Source organism: Pseudomonas sp. FG36, assembly GCF_057809275.1.
This window is the reverse complement of the sequence record NZ_JBMDJQ010000032.1, coordinates 1-14,719: the sequence shown is the minus strand read 5'-3', so window position 1 is coordinate 14,719 and position 14,719 is coordinate 1. Positions and strand designations below refer to the sequence as shown.

Annotated in this window: 10 protein-coding genes; 8 read left to right on the top strand and 2 right to left on the bottom strand. The window is 64.3% G+C overall.

Translation table 11 applies throughout. The features are described from left to right. The first annotated feature begins 274 nt into the window (after positions 1 to 274). The 7 genes from betI (at position 275) to trxC (ending at position 11,561) form a co-directional block, all read left to right on the top strand. Complete coding sequence (betI, locus tag ACODS9_RS20905; RefSeq protein WP_046853878.1) at positions 275 to 931, top strand: transcriptional regulator BetI; 657 nt, start codon at positions 275 to 277, stop codon at positions 929 to 931. Between the two features lie 38 nt (positions 932 to 969). Next, positions 970 to 2,442 carry a betaine-aldehyde dehydrogenase gene (betB, locus tag ACODS9_RS20900; protein WP_046853877.1) on the top strand — a complete coding sequence of 491 codons (1,473 nt, stop codon included), beginning with the start codon at positions 970 to 972 and terminating at the stop codon, positions 2,440 to 2,442. Positions 2,443 to 2,517: 75 nt separating this feature from the next. Beyond that, positions 2,518 to 4,215, top strand: coding sequence for a choline dehydrogenase (gene betA / locus ACODS9_RS20895; RefSeq protein WP_367857729.1), 1,698 nt, complete (start codon positions 2,518 to 2,520; stop codon positions 4,213 to 4,215). 186 nt (positions 4,216 to 4,401) lie between these two features. Next, positions 4,402 to 6,144 carry a potassium/proton antiporter gene (locus ACODS9_RS20890; RefSeq protein ID WP_046853875.1) on the top strand — a complete coding sequence of 581 codons (1,743 nt, stop codon included), beginning with the start codon at positions 4,402 to 4,404 and terminating at the stop codon, positions 6,142 to 6,144. A 35-nt stretch (positions 6,145 to 6,179) separates the two neighbouring features. After that, positions 6,180 to 9,485 carry a mechanosensitive channel MscK gene (gene mscK / locus ACODS9_RS20885; RefSeq protein WP_401107376.1) on the top strand — a complete coding sequence of 1,102 codons (3,306 nt, stop codon included), beginning with the start codon at positions 6,180 to 6,182 and terminating at the stop codon, positions 9,483 to 9,485. Between the two features lie 119 nt (positions 9,486 to 9,604). Next, entirely contained in the window at positions 9,605 to 11,065 is a 1,461-nt protein-coding gene (gene selO / locus ACODS9_RS20880) for a protein adenylyltransferase SelO (protein ID WP_489094667.1), read from the top strand. A 61-nt stretch (positions 11,066 to 11,126) separates the two neighbouring features. Beyond that, positions 11,127 to 11,561 carry a thioredoxin TrxC gene (trxC, locus tag ACODS9_RS20875; RefSeq protein WP_367857726.1) on the top strand — a complete coding sequence of 145 codons (435 nt, stop codon included), beginning with the start codon at positions 11,127 to 11,129 and terminating at the stop codon, positions 11,559 to 11,561. Here trxC and ACODS9_RS20870 read toward each other — a convergent pair. Further along, the gene (locus tag ACODS9_RS20870) at positions 11,558 to 12,331 is read right to left on the bottom strand and encodes a ParA family protein (RefSeq protein WP_023630116.1); all 774 of its coding nucleotides are present in this window, start codon (positions 12,329 to 12,331) and stop codon (positions 11,558 to 11,560) included. The genes trxC and ACODS9_RS20870 overlap by 4 nt on opposite strands. A 52-nt stretch (positions 12,332 to 12,383) precedes the next feature. Next, entirely contained in the window at positions 12,384 to 13,289 is a 906-nt protein-coding gene (locus ACODS9_RS20865) for a LysR family transcriptional regulator (protein WP_401107368.1), read from the bottom strand. A 112-nt stretch (positions 13,290 to 13,401) separates the two neighbouring features. Here ACODS9_RS20865 and ACODS9_RS20860 point away from each other — a divergent pair, with 112 nt between their 5' ends. Next, positions 13,402 to 14,643 (top strand): MFS transporter, encoded by a 1,242-nt coding sequence (locus ACODS9_RS20860; protein ID WP_455675067.1) that lies wholly within the window; start codon positions 13,402 to 13,404, stop codon positions 14,641 to 14,643. Positions 14,644 to 14,719: the final 76 nt, after the last annotated feature.

Below are 14,719 nucleotides of genomic sequence, written 5' to 3'. Positions count from 1 at the left end.
CTGGCCCGCTCCAAGGGCCGGCCGCGCAGCCAGTGACTGCTCGGCAAAATCTGTCTTTCGCATCGCCCATGCCCGTCAACGCCTTGTATTCCGGGGGTTACGCGATTTCCTGGGGTGTCGATTCGTGCTTCTGTGACCGTCCGAAAACTGTCAATGGCACAAATTGTCGCAGAGCTTATTCTTTATTGATTGAACGTTCAATCAAAACAAAATAGACTGGCCTTCGCCGAGGCAGCCGCTTGTCGTCTGCCCGCAGGCCTGAGGAGATAGCAAGATGCCCAAGGTCGGTATGCAACCCATCCGCCGCCAGCAGTTGATCGAAGCCACCTTGCAGGCGGTCGATCAGGTCGGACTGGGAGATGCCAGCATTGCGCTGATTGCCCGTTTGGCCGGTGTGTCGAACGGCATCATCAGTCACTACTTTCAGGACAAGAACGGCCTGATCGCAGCGACGATGCGCTACATCATGAACATGCTCAACGAGGGTGTGATCGCGCGTCGTCAGGCCCTCACGGACGACAGCCCGCGTGCCCACCTGAAGGTGATCATCGAAGGTAACTTCGATGCGAGCCAGGTGAATGGCCCGGCAATGAAAACCTGGCTGGCCTTCTGGGCCTCCAGCATGCACCAGCCGTCTTTGCACAGGTTGCAGCGGATCAACGACCACCGCCTGTATTCCAACCTGTGCTGCCAGTTCCGCCGCGTCCTGCCGCTCTACCATGCGCGCAAGGCTGCCCGCGGCCTGGCAGCGTTGATCGACGGCCTGTGGCTGCGTGGCGCCCTGTCGGGTGACGCATTCGACACCGAGCAGGCAATACGCATCGCTTACGAATACATGGATCTACAACTGGCTAAGCAGCAGACCCTGGGCACAACCGACCAGGCCGCTGAACAGCCGCGCGCAGCGACCAGCCAACCGGCGGGAGCGTGACGCGGCAGCCAACCACACACTGCACTTGCGAGGACACTATGGCCCGTTTCGGAACGCAAAAACTCTACATCGATGGCGCTTACGTCGACGCTGGCAGCGATGCCACCTTCGAAGCCATCAACCCAGCTACCGGCGAAGTCCTCGCCCACGTGCAGCGCGCAACTCAAGCTGACGTCGAGAAGGCCGTCGAAAGCGCCGAGCGTGGCCAGAAAGTCTGGGCCGCCATGACCGCCATGCAGCGTTCGCGCATCCTGCGCCGCGCCGTCGACATCCTGCGCGAGCGCAACGACGAGCTGGCCATGCTGGAAACCCTGGACACCGGCAAGTCGTACTCCGAAACCCGCTACGTCGACATCGTCACCGGCGCCGACGTGCTGGAATACTACGCAGGCCTGGTACCGGCCATCGAAGGCGAGCAGATCCCGCTGCGCGAATCGTCCTTCGTCTACACCCGCCGCGAGCCGCTGGGCGTGACCGTCGGTATCGGCGCCTGGAACTACCCGATCCAGATCGCCCTGTGGAAATCCGCCCCGGCCCTGGCCGCCGGCAACGCGATGATCTTCAAGCCGTCGGAAGTCACCTCGCTGACCACCCTGAAACTGGCCGAGATCTTCACCGAAGCCGGCCTGCCGAACGGCGTGTTCAACGTCCTGACCGGCAGCGGTCGCGAAGTCGGCACCTGGCTGACCGAGCACCCGCGCATCGAGAAAGTCTCCTTCACCGGCGGCACCACCACCGGCAAGAAAGTCATGGCCAGCGCCTCGAGCTCGTCGCTCAAGGAAGTCACCATGGAACTGGGCGGCAAGTCGCCGCTGATCATCTGCGACGACGCCGACCTGGACAAGGCCGCCGACATCGCCATGATGGCCAACTTCTACAGCTCCGGTCAGGTCTGCACCAACGGCACCCGCGTGTTCATCCCTGCCGCGATGAAAGCCGCCTTCGAAGCCAAGATCGCCGAGCGCGTCGCCCGCATCCGTGCCGGCAACCCGGAAGACGAGAACACCAACTTCGGCCCGCTGGTCAGCTTCCAGCACATGGAAAGCGTGCTGTCCTACATCGCCAAGGGTAAAGAAGAAGGCGCCCGCGTCCTCTGCGGCGGTGAGCGTCTGCTGGACGGCGACTTCGCCAAGGGCGCGTTCGTCGCCCCGACCGTGTTCACCGACTGCACCGACGACATGACCATCGTCAAGGAAGAGATCTTCGGCCCAGTGATGAGCATCCTCAGCTACGAGACCGAGGAAGAAGTCATCCGTCGCGCCAACGACACCGAATACGGCCTGGCCGCCGGTGTCTGCACCAACGACATCAGCCGCGCCCACCGCATCATCCACAAGCTCGAGGCCGGTATCTGCTGGATCAACGCCTGGGGCGAGTCGCCGGCCGAAATGCCGGTTGGCGGTTACAAGCAGTCGGGCGTCGGCCGTGAAAACGGTGTCAGCTCGCTGGCTCAATACACTCGCATCAAGTCGGTTCAGGTCGAGCTGGGCGGCTACAACTCGGTTTTCTAAACCCGGTCCCGCCACGCCCGCGCCCTTGAGCGCGGGCGTTTCCGCTCCCTGACAACTGCCAACGAGGGTACTTCAATGTCCCAAGAATTCGATTACATCATCGTCGGTGCCGGTTCGGCCGGTAACACCCTGGCCACCCGCCTGACCGAAGACGCCAGCGTCACCGTCCTGCTGCTCGAAGCCGGCGGCCCGGACTACCGCTTCGACTTCCGCACCCAGATGCCGGCTGCCTTGGCCTTCCCCCTGCAGGGTCGTCGCTACAACTGGGCCTACGAAACCGATCCGGAGCCGCACATGGACGGCCGCCGCATGGAATGTGGCCGCGGCAAGGGCCTGGGTGGCTCCTCGCTGATCAACGGCATGTGCTACATCCGCGGCAACGCCATGGACTTCGACGGCTGGGCTGAACTGCCAGGCCTGGAAGACTGGACCTACCTGGACTGCCTGCCGTACTTCCGTAAGGCCGAAACCCGCGACATCGGCCCGAACGACTACCACGGCGGCGAAGGCCCGGTCAGCGTGGCCACGCCGAAAGCCGGCAACAACCCGCTGTTCCACGCCATGGTCGAGGCCGGCGTGCAGGCCGGCTACCCGCGCACCGAAGACCTCAACGGCTACCAGCAGGAAGGCTTCGGCCCGATGGACCGTTCGGTGACCAAGAACGGCCGTCGCTCCAGCACTGCCCGCGGCTACCTGGACCAGGCCAAGAAGCGCCCGAACCTGACCATCGTCACCCACGCCCTGAGCGACCGCGTGCTGTTCGACAACAAGCGCGCTGTTGGCGTGACCTACCTGGTCGGTGACAGCGAAGAGCGCGTCGAAGCCCGCGCCCGCAAGGAAGTCATCGTTTCCTCCGGCGCCATCGCCTCGCCGCAACTGCTGCAGCGCTCCGGCGTCGGCCCGCGCGCCCTGCTGGAAAGCCTCGACATCCCGGTTGTCCACGACCTGCCGGGCGTCGGCGAGAACCTGCAGGACCACCTCGAGCTGTACCTGCAGTACGCCTGCACCCAGCCGGTGTCGCTGTACCCGTCGCTGCTGTGGTGGAACCAGCCGGCCATCGGGGCCGAGTGGCTGTTCAACGGCACCGGCATCGGCGCCAGCAACCAGTTCGAGGCCGGTGGTTTCATCCGCACCCGTCCTGAATTCAAGTGGCCGAACATCCAGTACCACTTCCTGCCGGTAGCGATTAACTACAACGGCTCGAACGGTGTGAAAGAGCACGGCTTCCAGGCGCACATGGGCTCCATGCGCTCGCCGGCCCGTGGTCGCATCCAGGCCAAGTCGAAGAACCCGCGCCAGCACCCGAGCATCCTGTTCAACTACATGTCCACCGAGCAGGACTGGCAGGAATTCCGCGACGGCATCCGCCTGACCCGCGAAATCATGGCCCAGCCGGCGCTGGACCCGTACCGCGGCCGCGAGATCAGCCCGGGCGCGCACGTGCAGACCGATGAAGAGCTGGACAAATTCATCCGCGAGCACGCCGAAACCGCCTTCCACCCGTCCTGCTCGTGCAAGATGGGCACCGACGACATGGCGGTGGTCGATGCCGAAGGCCGCGTGCACGGCATGCAGGGCCTGCGTGTGGTCGATGCGTCGATCATGCCGCTGATCATCACCGGCAACCTCAACGCCACCACGATCATGATCGCCGAGAAGATCTCGGACAAGATCCGTGGCCGCAAGCCGCTGCCGCGCAGCACCGCCAAGTACTACGTGGCGGGCGATGCACCGGTGAAGGGCAAGCCGATGCGTGAAGTGAAGCAGGCCTGACCTGCTGGCTTGCCAGCGATGAGGCCGTAACAGGCAACACAAGAAAAGGCACCTTTCGAGGTGCCTTTTCTACATCTGCAGAAACGCTTTACAGCCTGCCAATTCATCAGGTTAGAATCGATTGGCACGCGACCTGCTAGTTCACAGTTGCAAGTTCCTTTCCCCGCTGTCCCGGAGTACCTGCCTTTGGATGCAAGCACCATCAACAGCCTGTTCCTGATCGGCGCATTGCTGGTGGGCGCAAGTATCCTGGTCAGCTCACTGTCATCGCGTCTGGGCATCCCCATCCTGGTCATCATCCTCGCCGTCGGCATGGTCGCGGGCGTGGACGGTGGCGGCATCATCTTCAACAATTACCCGACCGCCTACCTGGTGGGCAACCTGGCGCTTGCCGTCATCCTGCTCGACGGCGGCCTGCGCACCCGGGTGGCGAGCTTCCGCGTGGCGCTGTGGCCGGCGCTGTCGCTGGCCACGGTGGGCGTGTTGATCACCACCGGGCTGACCGGCATGGTCGCCGCCTGGCTGTTCGACCTGAGCCTGATCCAAGGCCTGCTGATCGGCGCCATCGTCGGCTCCACCGACGCCGCGGCAGTGTTCTCGCTACTCGGCGGCAAAGGCCTCAACGAACGGGTCACCGCCACCCTGGAAATCGAGTCGGGCAGCAACGACCCGATGGCGGTGTTCCTCACCGTGACCCTGATCGACATGATCGCCAGCGGCCAGACCGGCCTGCACTGGAGCCTGCTCACCCACCTGCTGCGCGAGTTCGGCATCGGCGGCCTGATGGGCCTGGGCGGCGGCTGGCTGATGCTGCAACTGGTCAACCGCATCAACCTGGCCGGCGGCCTGTACCCGATCCTGGTGGTGGCCGGCGGCCTGGTGGTGTTCTCCCTGACCAACGCCCTGCACGGCAGCGGCTTCCTCGCGGTTTACCTGTGCGGGCTGGTGCTGGGCAACAAGCCGATCCGCAGCCGCCACGGCATCCTGCACATGCTCGACGGCATGGCCTGGCTGGCCCAGATCGGCATGTTCCTGGTGCTCGGCCTGCTGGTCACGCCCCACGACCTGCTGCCCATCGCCCTGCCCGCCCTGGGCCTGGCACTGTGGATGATCCTGGTGGCCCGTCCCCTGTCGGTGGTCGCCGCGTTGCTGCCGTTCAAGGCCTTCCACGGCCGCGAGAAAGGCTTCATCAGCTGGGTCGGCCTGCGCGGCGCGGTGCCGATCATCCTGGCGGTGTTCCCGCTGATGGCCGGCCTGCCCCAGGCCCAGCTGTTCTTCAACCTGGCGTTCTTCATCGTGCTGGTGTCGCTGTTGGTGCAAGGCACCAGCCTGCCGTGGATGGCCAAGCTGCTGAAGGTCACGGTACCACCGGACCCGGCACCGATTTCCCGCTCCGCGCTCGAAGTGCACGTCACCAGCGAATGGGAGCTGTTCGTCTACCGCCTGGGCGCCGAAAAATGGTGCATCGGCGCCGCCCTGCGCGAGCTGAAGATGCCCGAGGGCACGCGGATCGCCGCCTTGTTCCGTGGCGAACAGCTGCTGCACCCGTCGGGCAGCACCGTGCTGGAGGTCGGCGACATGCTTTGCGTGATCGGCCACGAACATAACCTGCCGGCGCTGGGCAAGCTGTTCAGCCAGGCGCCGCAACGCGGCCTGGACCTGCGCTTCTTCGGCGACTTCGTACTCGAAGGCGATGCCGAGCTGGGCGCGGTGGCTGCACTTTATGGCCTGAAACTCGATGGCCTGGACGCGAAGATGCCGCTGGCGCAGTTCATCCGACAAAAGGTCGGAGGCGCTCCAGTAGTAGGCGACCAGATCGAATGGCACGGCACGATCTGGACCGTCGCGGTCATGGACGGGAACAAGATCCAGAAAGTGGGCGTCAGATTCCCCGAAGGTACCCGCCCCGGCCCCGGGCTGTTCCTCTAAACTCCGATTTGCCGCGTAACACAAGAACTCTGCCTATGTCCCTGCGTGACCATTGCCGCGCAGCCCTGCTGGGGCTGTGCCTGACCCTCTCGTTCGCCGCCGGCGCGGTGGAAATCCCGACCACTCCGGGCATCCAGAGCAGCCTGAGCAAGATCGCCGAGCGCAAACTGCCGGAAACCGAGCAGAAAGCCGTGCAACAGGTGCTGGAACAGACCCTGGCGCTGCTCAACGCCCGCGACGACAGCGAAAAGAAGCTCGAAGCCCTCAAGCAGCAGCTGGCCAACGCCCCCCAGGAGATCCGCGACAGCCAGCGCGAGCTGATCAAGCTCAAAGCCTCCAGCGTCGTGCCGGTGGCGCAGCGCTACGCCAACCTGACGGTGCCGCAGCTTGAGCAGATGCTCAGCGAGCGCAGCACTCAGCAGGGCGACCTGCAGAAGGCGCTGTCCGAAGCCAACAGCCTGATCATCAACTCCCAGACCCGCCCCGAGCGCGCCCAGGCCGAGATCAGCGGCAACCAGATGCGTGCCCAGCAGATCAACAACAGCCTCAAAAGCGGCAAGGACAACGGCAAGTCGATCAATGCCGACCAGCGCAACCAGCTCAACGCCGAGCTGGCTTCGCTCAATGCCCTGACCCTGCTGCGTCGCCAGGAACTGGCCGGCAACAGCGTGCTGCAGGACCTGGGCAACGCCCGCCACGACCTGCTGATCGAGCGCGCCACCCGCCAGGAACAGGAAATCCAGGACCTGCAGACGCTGATCAACGAGAAGCGCCTGGCACAGTCGCAACAGGCCGTCACCCGCCAGTCGATCGAAGCGCAGAAGGCCGGCGGCAGTAACTTGCTGGCCACCGAAAGCACCGCCAACCTGCAGCTGTCCGACTATCTGCTGCGCAGCACCGACCGCCTCAACGAGGTGACCCAGCAGAACCTGCGCACCAAGCAGCAGCTCGACAGCCTCACCCAGGCCGACCAGGCCCTGGACGAGCAGATCAATGTGCTCAAGGGCAGCCTGTTGCTGTCGAAAATTCTCTACAAGCAGAAGCAGGCCCTGCCGCACCTGAAGCTCGACCGCAACCTGGCCGACCAGATTGCCGATATCCGTCTGTACCAGTTCGAGATCAATCAGGAACGCGAACAGATGAGCAGCCCGTCCAACTATGTGGACAAGCTGCTGGCCAGCCAGCCCGAGGAAGATGTCACCCCGCAACTGCGCAAGGCGCTGCTGGAAGTAGCGATCACCCGTGGCGACCTGCTTGAGCGGTTGAACCGCGAACTGTCGGCGCTGCTCAACGAATGCATCACCCTGCAACTGAACCAGAAACAACTGCTGAGCACCGCCCAGAACCTGCGCACCACGCTGGAAGAGCAGATGTTCTGGATCCCCAGCAACAAGCCGCTGGACTGGCAGTGGCTGCGCGAAGTACCCGAGGGCCTGGCCTACCAGGTGGCCAGCCTGCCCTGGGGCGCGGGTATCAAGGAGCTGGGCGACGGCCTGGTGCAGCAACCACTGCTGTTCCTGCCGCTGATCCTGGTGATCGGTGCCCTGCTGTGGCGGCGCAAGGCCCTGTACCGGCGCCTGGGCAAGGTCCACCAGGACATCGGCCACTTCAAGCGCGACAGCCAGTGGCATACGCCCCAGGCGATCCTGATCAACATCCTGCTGGCACTGCCGGTGGCCCTGGCGCTTACCCTGGGCAGTTACGCCCTGCAACTCGACGCCCGCGGGCAGAACGCCAACCTCGGCGCCGCCCTGTGGCAGATCGCCCAGGCCTGGCTGGTGTTCTACACCGCGTACCGCATCCTTGCCCCGGGTGGCGTTGCCGAGATTCACTTCCGCTGGCACAAGCCCCAGGTCGAGTTCCTGCGCGGCTGGGTACGTCGCCTCGGTACCGTGGTACTGGCCCTGGTCGGCGTGGTGGCGGTGGCCGAGCACCAGCCCTCGGCGCTGGCAGACGACGTACTGGGCATCGGCGTGGTGCTGACCTGTTATGCACTGATGGCCTGGCTGCTCAGCCGACTGCTGCTGAGCAGCCCCGCGCACCAGGACACCTCGCTGTTCCGCAAGGCGGTCGGGGTGGCCTTCACCGCCCTGCCTATCGCCCTGTTCGTGGCGGTGTGCTTCGGCTACTACTACACCGCCCTCAAGCTTACCGACCGGCTGATCTACACCCTTTACCTGCTGCTGTTCTGGCTGGTGATCGAGGCCGCGTTCGTGCGTGGCCTGTCGGTGGCGGCGCGGCGCCTGGCCTACCAGCGCGCCCTGAGCAAACGCCAGGCCGCCAAGGAAGGCCTGGATGGCGAGGTGGTGGTCGAGGAGCCGACCCTGGACATCGAGCAGGTCAACCAGCAGTCGCTGCGCCTGATCCGCCTGGCCCTGCTCGGCGGCTTCATCGGCGGCTTGTACTGGGTCTGGTCGGACCTGATCACGGTGTTCGCCTACCTCAACAACATCACCCTGTACGAATACAGCAGCGGCACCGGCGCGGCTGCCAGCATGGTGCCGATCAGCCTCGGCGACCTGCTCGGCGCCATGGTCATCGCCGGCATCGCCGTGGCCCTGGCCAGCAACCTGCCCGGCCTGCTCGAAGTGCTGGTGCTGTCGCGACTGAACCTGGCCCAGGGCAGCGCGTACGCCATTACCACGCTGTTGTCCTATGTGATCGCCGGGGTCGGTATCGTCAGCACCCTGGCCACCCTCGGGGTCAGCTGGGACAAGCTGCAGTGGCTGGTCGCGGCATTGTCACTGGGCCTGGGCTTCGGCATGCAGGAGATCTTCGCCAACTTCATCTCCGGCATCATGATCCTGTTCGAACGCCCGGTACGCATCGGCGACACCATCACCATCGGCAACCTGTCCGGCACGGTGAGCAAGATCCGTATCCGCGCCACCACCATCACCGACTTCGACCGCAAGGACATCATCGTCCCCAACAAGACCTTCATCACCGGCCAGCTGATCAACTGGTCGCTGACCGACACCGTCACCCGGGTGACGCTGAAGCTGGGCATCGACTACGGCTCGGACCTGGACCTGGTGCGCGACCTGCTGCTCAAGGGCGCCCACGAGAACCCGCGGGTGCTCAAGGACCCGGAGCCGCTGGTGTACTTCCTCAACTTCGGCGAAAGCTCGCTGGACCACGAGCTGCGCATGCACGTGCGCGACCTCGGCGACCGCAACCCGACCCTGGACGAGCTCAACCGCTATATCAATCGTGAGTTCAAGGCGCACAACATCAAGATCTCGGTGCGCCAGGTGGAGGTATTCCTCATGGACGCGAAGAACGGCAAGCAGCAGTTGATCCCGATGGACAGCAAACCGGACAGCACGCCGCCGAGCTGAGTGGACTGCGACAGGCATGCCCTCCAGAATGCAGGCGAGGGCTTTGCCCTCGATCGCCGGCAAGCCGGCGAAAGGGCCGCACAGCGGCCCCAATGGCACCGAATTCAGGAGCAGGCCCCGTGAAGTCCCTCGACCAACTCACCTTCGACAACCGCTTCGCCCAACTCGGCGATGCCTTCTCCACCCAGGTCCTGCCCGACCCGATCGCCGATCCACGCCTGGTCGTTGCCAGCGATTCGGCAATGGCCCTGCTCGACCTCGACCCGGCCCAGGCCGAGCTGCCGGTGTTCGCCGAGCTGTTCAGCGGCCACAAACTCTGGGAAGAGGCCGACCCGCGGGCGATGCTCTACTCCGGCCACCAGTTCGGCTCCTACAACCCGCGCCTGGGCGATGGCCGCGGCCTGCTGCTGGGCGAGATCCTCAACGAGGCCGGCGAACACTGGGACCTGCACCTCAAGGGCGCCGGCCAGACGCCTTACTCACGCATGGGTGATGGCCGGGCCGTGCTGCGCTCGTCGATTCGCGAGTTCCTCGCCTCCGAGGCCCTGAGCGCGCTGGGCATCCCCAGCAGCCGGGCACTGTGCGTGATCGGCTCGAGCACCACGGTGTGGCGGGAAACCCGCGAAAGCGCCGCGATGCTGCTGCGCCTGGCCCAGAGCCATGTGCGCTTCGGCCATTTCGAGTACTTCTACTACACGAAACAGCCAGAACAGCAGCGAGTGCTCATCGACCATGTGCTGCACCAGCACTATCCCGAATGCCGCGACGCTGAACAGCCTTACCTGGCCATGTTCCGCACCATCGTCGAACGCAACGCCGAGCTGATCGCCCGCTGGCAGGCCTACGGCTTCTGTCATGGGGTGATGAATACCGACAACATGTCGATCCTCGGCATCACCTTCGACTTCGGCCCCTACGCCTTCCTCGACGACTTTGACGCCAACTTCATCTGCAACCACTCCGACGACCGCGGCCGCTACAGCTACGCCAACCAGGTGCCGATCGCCCACTGGAACCTCAGCGCCCTGGCCCAGGCCCTGACCACGGTGATCGAGGTCGAGCCACTGAAGGAGACGCTGGCGCTGTTCCTGCCGCTGTACCAGGCCCACTATCTGGACCTGATGCGCCGCCGCCTGGGCCTGACCACCGCCGAGGACGACGACATGGCCCTGGTCGAACGCCTGCTGCAACGCATGCAGAGCGGCGGCGTGGACTACACGCTGTTCTTCCGCCGGCTGGGCGAGCAACCGGTGGCCGAGGCCCTGCAAGTGGTGCGCGACGATTTCGTCGACCTGGCCGGTTTCGATGCCTGGGGTGCGGACTACCTGGCACGCTGCGAGCGTGAGCCGGGTAATGCCGAAGGTCGCCGTGAGCGGATGCATGCGGTCAACCCGCTGTACATACTGCGCAATTATCTGGCGCAGAAGGCCATCGAAGCGGCAGAGGCCGGTGACTACAGTGAAGTGCGTCGGCTGCATCGGGTGCTGAGCAAACCGTTCGAGGAACAGCCTGGGATGCAAGCGTATGCCGAGCGACCGCCGGAGTGGGGCAAGCACCTGGAGATCAGCTGTTCGTCCTGAATAGCGCCCTTTTGTGGAGCCCGCTCCCACAGTGCCCCTTGAATGCCCATTGGAGCTGAACATGCCTGATCCACTGCTTATTCCCTGCCCCCACTGCAACGGCCTCAACCGCATCCCCGCCGAGCGCCTGGGCGACACGCCGAAATGCGGCCGCTGCAAACAGAACGTGCTGCTGAGCACCTCGTTCGAGCTGACCGAAGGCAACTATGCCGCCCAGATCAAAGGTGATCTGCCGCTGCTGCTGGATGTCTGGGCCGACTGGTGCGGCCCGTGCAAGAGCTTCGCCCCGACCTTCGAACAAGCCGCTCGCCAGCTGTCGGGCCGCTGCCGCCTGGCCAAACTCGACAGCGAGGCCAACCGAAACCTGGCCGGCCAGTTGGGTATCCGCTCGATCCCCAGCCTGATCCTGTTCAAGAATGGCCGCGAAGTGACCCGCCAGGCCGGTGCGTTTCCACTTCAGTCATTACTGGAATGGCTACGCAGCCAAGGGATCTAGGCGCTGCGCTCCAGCAGATCATGCAACTCGACGAACTGCTGGGTCAGTTTGTGCCGTGGCTCCAGGTGGATCAGCGGCAGGCTGGCGTGGTGCGACTCACGCATCTTCACCGAACTGCCGAGGTAAACCGGTAGCACCGGCAGGCCCTCGGCCAGCAGTTCGTCGAGCATCTGCTGGGGCAGGCTGGCGCGGGACTGAAATTGATTGACCACGATACCCTCGACCATCAGGTCGTCGTTGTGGTCTTCCTTGAGCTCATCGATCTCGGCCAGCAGGCCATACAGGGCTTGTCGCGAGAAGCTGTCGCAATCGAATGGGATCAGCACGCGGTCGGCCGCGATCAATGCGGAAACCGCGTAAAAATTGAGTGCTGGAGGGGTGTCGATATAGATCCGCTCGTAATCCTCGTCCAACTCGTCGAGCAGTTTGCGCAGCTTGTTGATCTTGTGCTTGGCCTCGAGCTTGGGCTGCAGGTCGGCCAGCTCCGCAGTGGCAGTCACCACATGGAGGTTATCGAAGGGCGTTTCGTAGATATCGACCTTGTTCTTCTTGGCGAACGGCCCGCTGGACAGCGACTGCTTGAAGAAGTCGGCGATGCCCATGGGGATATCGTCGCCGGTCAGGCCGGTGAGGTACTGGGTCGAGTTGGCCTGGGCATCCAGGTCGATCAGCAAGGTCCGGTAGCCTTCACTGGCACTGACCGCCGCAAGATTGCAGGCAATGCTCGACTTGCCCACGCCACCTTTCTGATTGAACACCACGCGCCGCATGTCAGACCTCCGTGTATCAACGAATGCCCGAGTATGTGGCCAGCGCGGCGGTTTAGCCAGCACCTTCGGGCTGCTCCAGCCCGGCCAGCAACGCGACGAAGGCATTGGCCATGGCCGAGCCAGACGCTTCGCGGCGCACCAGCCAAACGGCTGTCATGGCCTGCTCGTCGAGCAGTGTGCGATACACCACTCCCTCGATGCGCATACGCTGGAACGACGCTGGCAGCACTGACACACCCAGCCCCGCCGAGACCAGGCCGATGATGGTCATCGCCTCCCCGGCCTCCTGGGCAAAATGCGGGCTGAAACCCGCCTGGCGCGCCAGGCTCAGCAATTGGGCATGCAAGCCGCTGCCATAGCTGCGCGGGAAGAACACGAAGGGCTCGTGGGCCAAGGCCTGCATGTACAGCCCCTGCTCGCTGCCGCTGGCCAGCGGATGCGATGCATTGAGTACGGCCACCAGAGGCTCGCGAAACAGTTCGGTACAGACAATCCCGTCCGGCAGTGGCATCGGCCGCATCAGACCTACTTCGATGGACTCGTCGAACACCGCCTCCACCACTTCACGGCTGCTCATTTCTTTCAGATTCAGATGCACCGAGGGGAAACGCTGGCGAAAGGCGTGAATAGCCTGGGGAATCCGCGAGGTGAAAGGCGCCGACGAGGTGAAGCCGATCTTCATCTCACCCAACTCGCCCAATTGCGCCCGACGCGCCACATCGGCAGCCTTTTCCACCTGCGCCAGCACCAGGCGTGCCTCGTCGAGGAACAACCGCCCGGCCTCGCTGAGCTCAACCCGGCGGTTGGTGCGCTCGAACAGCCGTGCGCCCAGCTCTTGTTCCAGGGCCTGGATCTGCTGGCTCAGCGGCGGTTGCGAGATGCCTAGTTGCTGGGCGGCACGGCCGAAGTGCAGCTCTTCGGCCACAGCGATGAAATAACGCAGGTGACGCAGCTCCATGGCCGGCTCCGAACAGGTCGTTAAACGTCTTAAACAGGTCGAACAATATATTGGATCTAATCATTAGCCAGCTATATGATTTTTCCATCGCAACGCCCGAGGTACCGCTCCCGTGAGATCCGCCGTCGCCCCCCTGCCCGTCGAACCCGAACCTGCCTTCAACGACATCTGGATCGAGAAAGGTACGCCCGCCTTCATGAAAACCGTGCTGGCGCTGTTCAGCGGCGGCTTTGCAACCTTTGCCCTGCTGTACTGCGTACAGCCCATGATGCCGCTGCTGTCGCAGGAGTTCGCCATCAATGCTGCGCAGAGCAGTCTGGTGCTGTCGGTGTCCACCGCCATGCTCGCGGTCGGCCTGCTGATCACCGGCCCCATTTCCGACCGTATCGGCCGCAAGCCGGTGATGGTCTTCGCCTTGCTGTGCGCGGCGCTGTCGACCCTGGCCAGCGCGGTGATGCCGAGCTGGGAGCTGGTGCTGGCCACGCGGGCACTGGTGGGCTTGTCGCTGAGCGGCCTGGCGGCGGTGGCGATGACCTACCTGAGCGAAGAGATCCACCCGCAGCACATCGGCCTGGCCATGGGGTTGTATATCGGCGGCAATGCCATCGGAGGCATGAGCGGGCGCCTGATCACCGGCGTGTTGATCGACTTCGTCAGTTGGCACACGGCGATGCTGGTGATCGGCGGCCTGGCCCTGGTGGCGGCCGTGGTGTTCTGGAAGGTGCTGCCCGAATCGCGCAACTTCCGGGCCCAGTCATTGAAACCCCGCAGCCTGCTGGACGGTTTCGTCATGCACTTCAAGGATGCCGGGCTGCCCTGGCTGTTCCTCGAGGCCTTCCTGCTGATGGGCGCCTTCGTCACCCTGTTCAACTACATTGGCTATCGCCTGCTCGCCGGGCCCTACCATATGAACCAGGCGCTGGTCGGCCTGCTGTCGGTGGTGTACCTGTCGGGGATCTACAGCTCGGCTCAGGTCGGCGCGCTGGCCGACAAGCTCGGGCGGCGCAAGGTGTTCTGGGCCAGTATCTTGGTCATGGCCGGCGGCCTGCTCATGACATTGGCCAACCCGCTGGCCATGATCATTCTCGGCATGCTGGTGTTCACCTTCGGCTTCTTTGGCGCGCATTCGGTGGCCAGCAGCTGGATCGGCCGTCGGGCGCTGAAGGCCAAGGGGCAAGCTTCTTCGCTATACCTTTTCAGCTATTACGCGGGGTCGAGTGTCGCCGGGACGGCGGGCGGGGTGTTCTGGCACCAGTGGGGCTGGAACGGTATCGGGCTGTTCATCGGCAGCTTGTTGGCGGTGGCGTTGCTGGTGGCGGTGCATTTGAGCAGGTTGACGCCGAAGACTGCCTGAGTGGGGCTGCTTTGCAGCCCAATCGCCGCGGGGGGGGGGGGGGGGGGGGGGGGGGGGGGGGGGGGGGGGGGGGGGG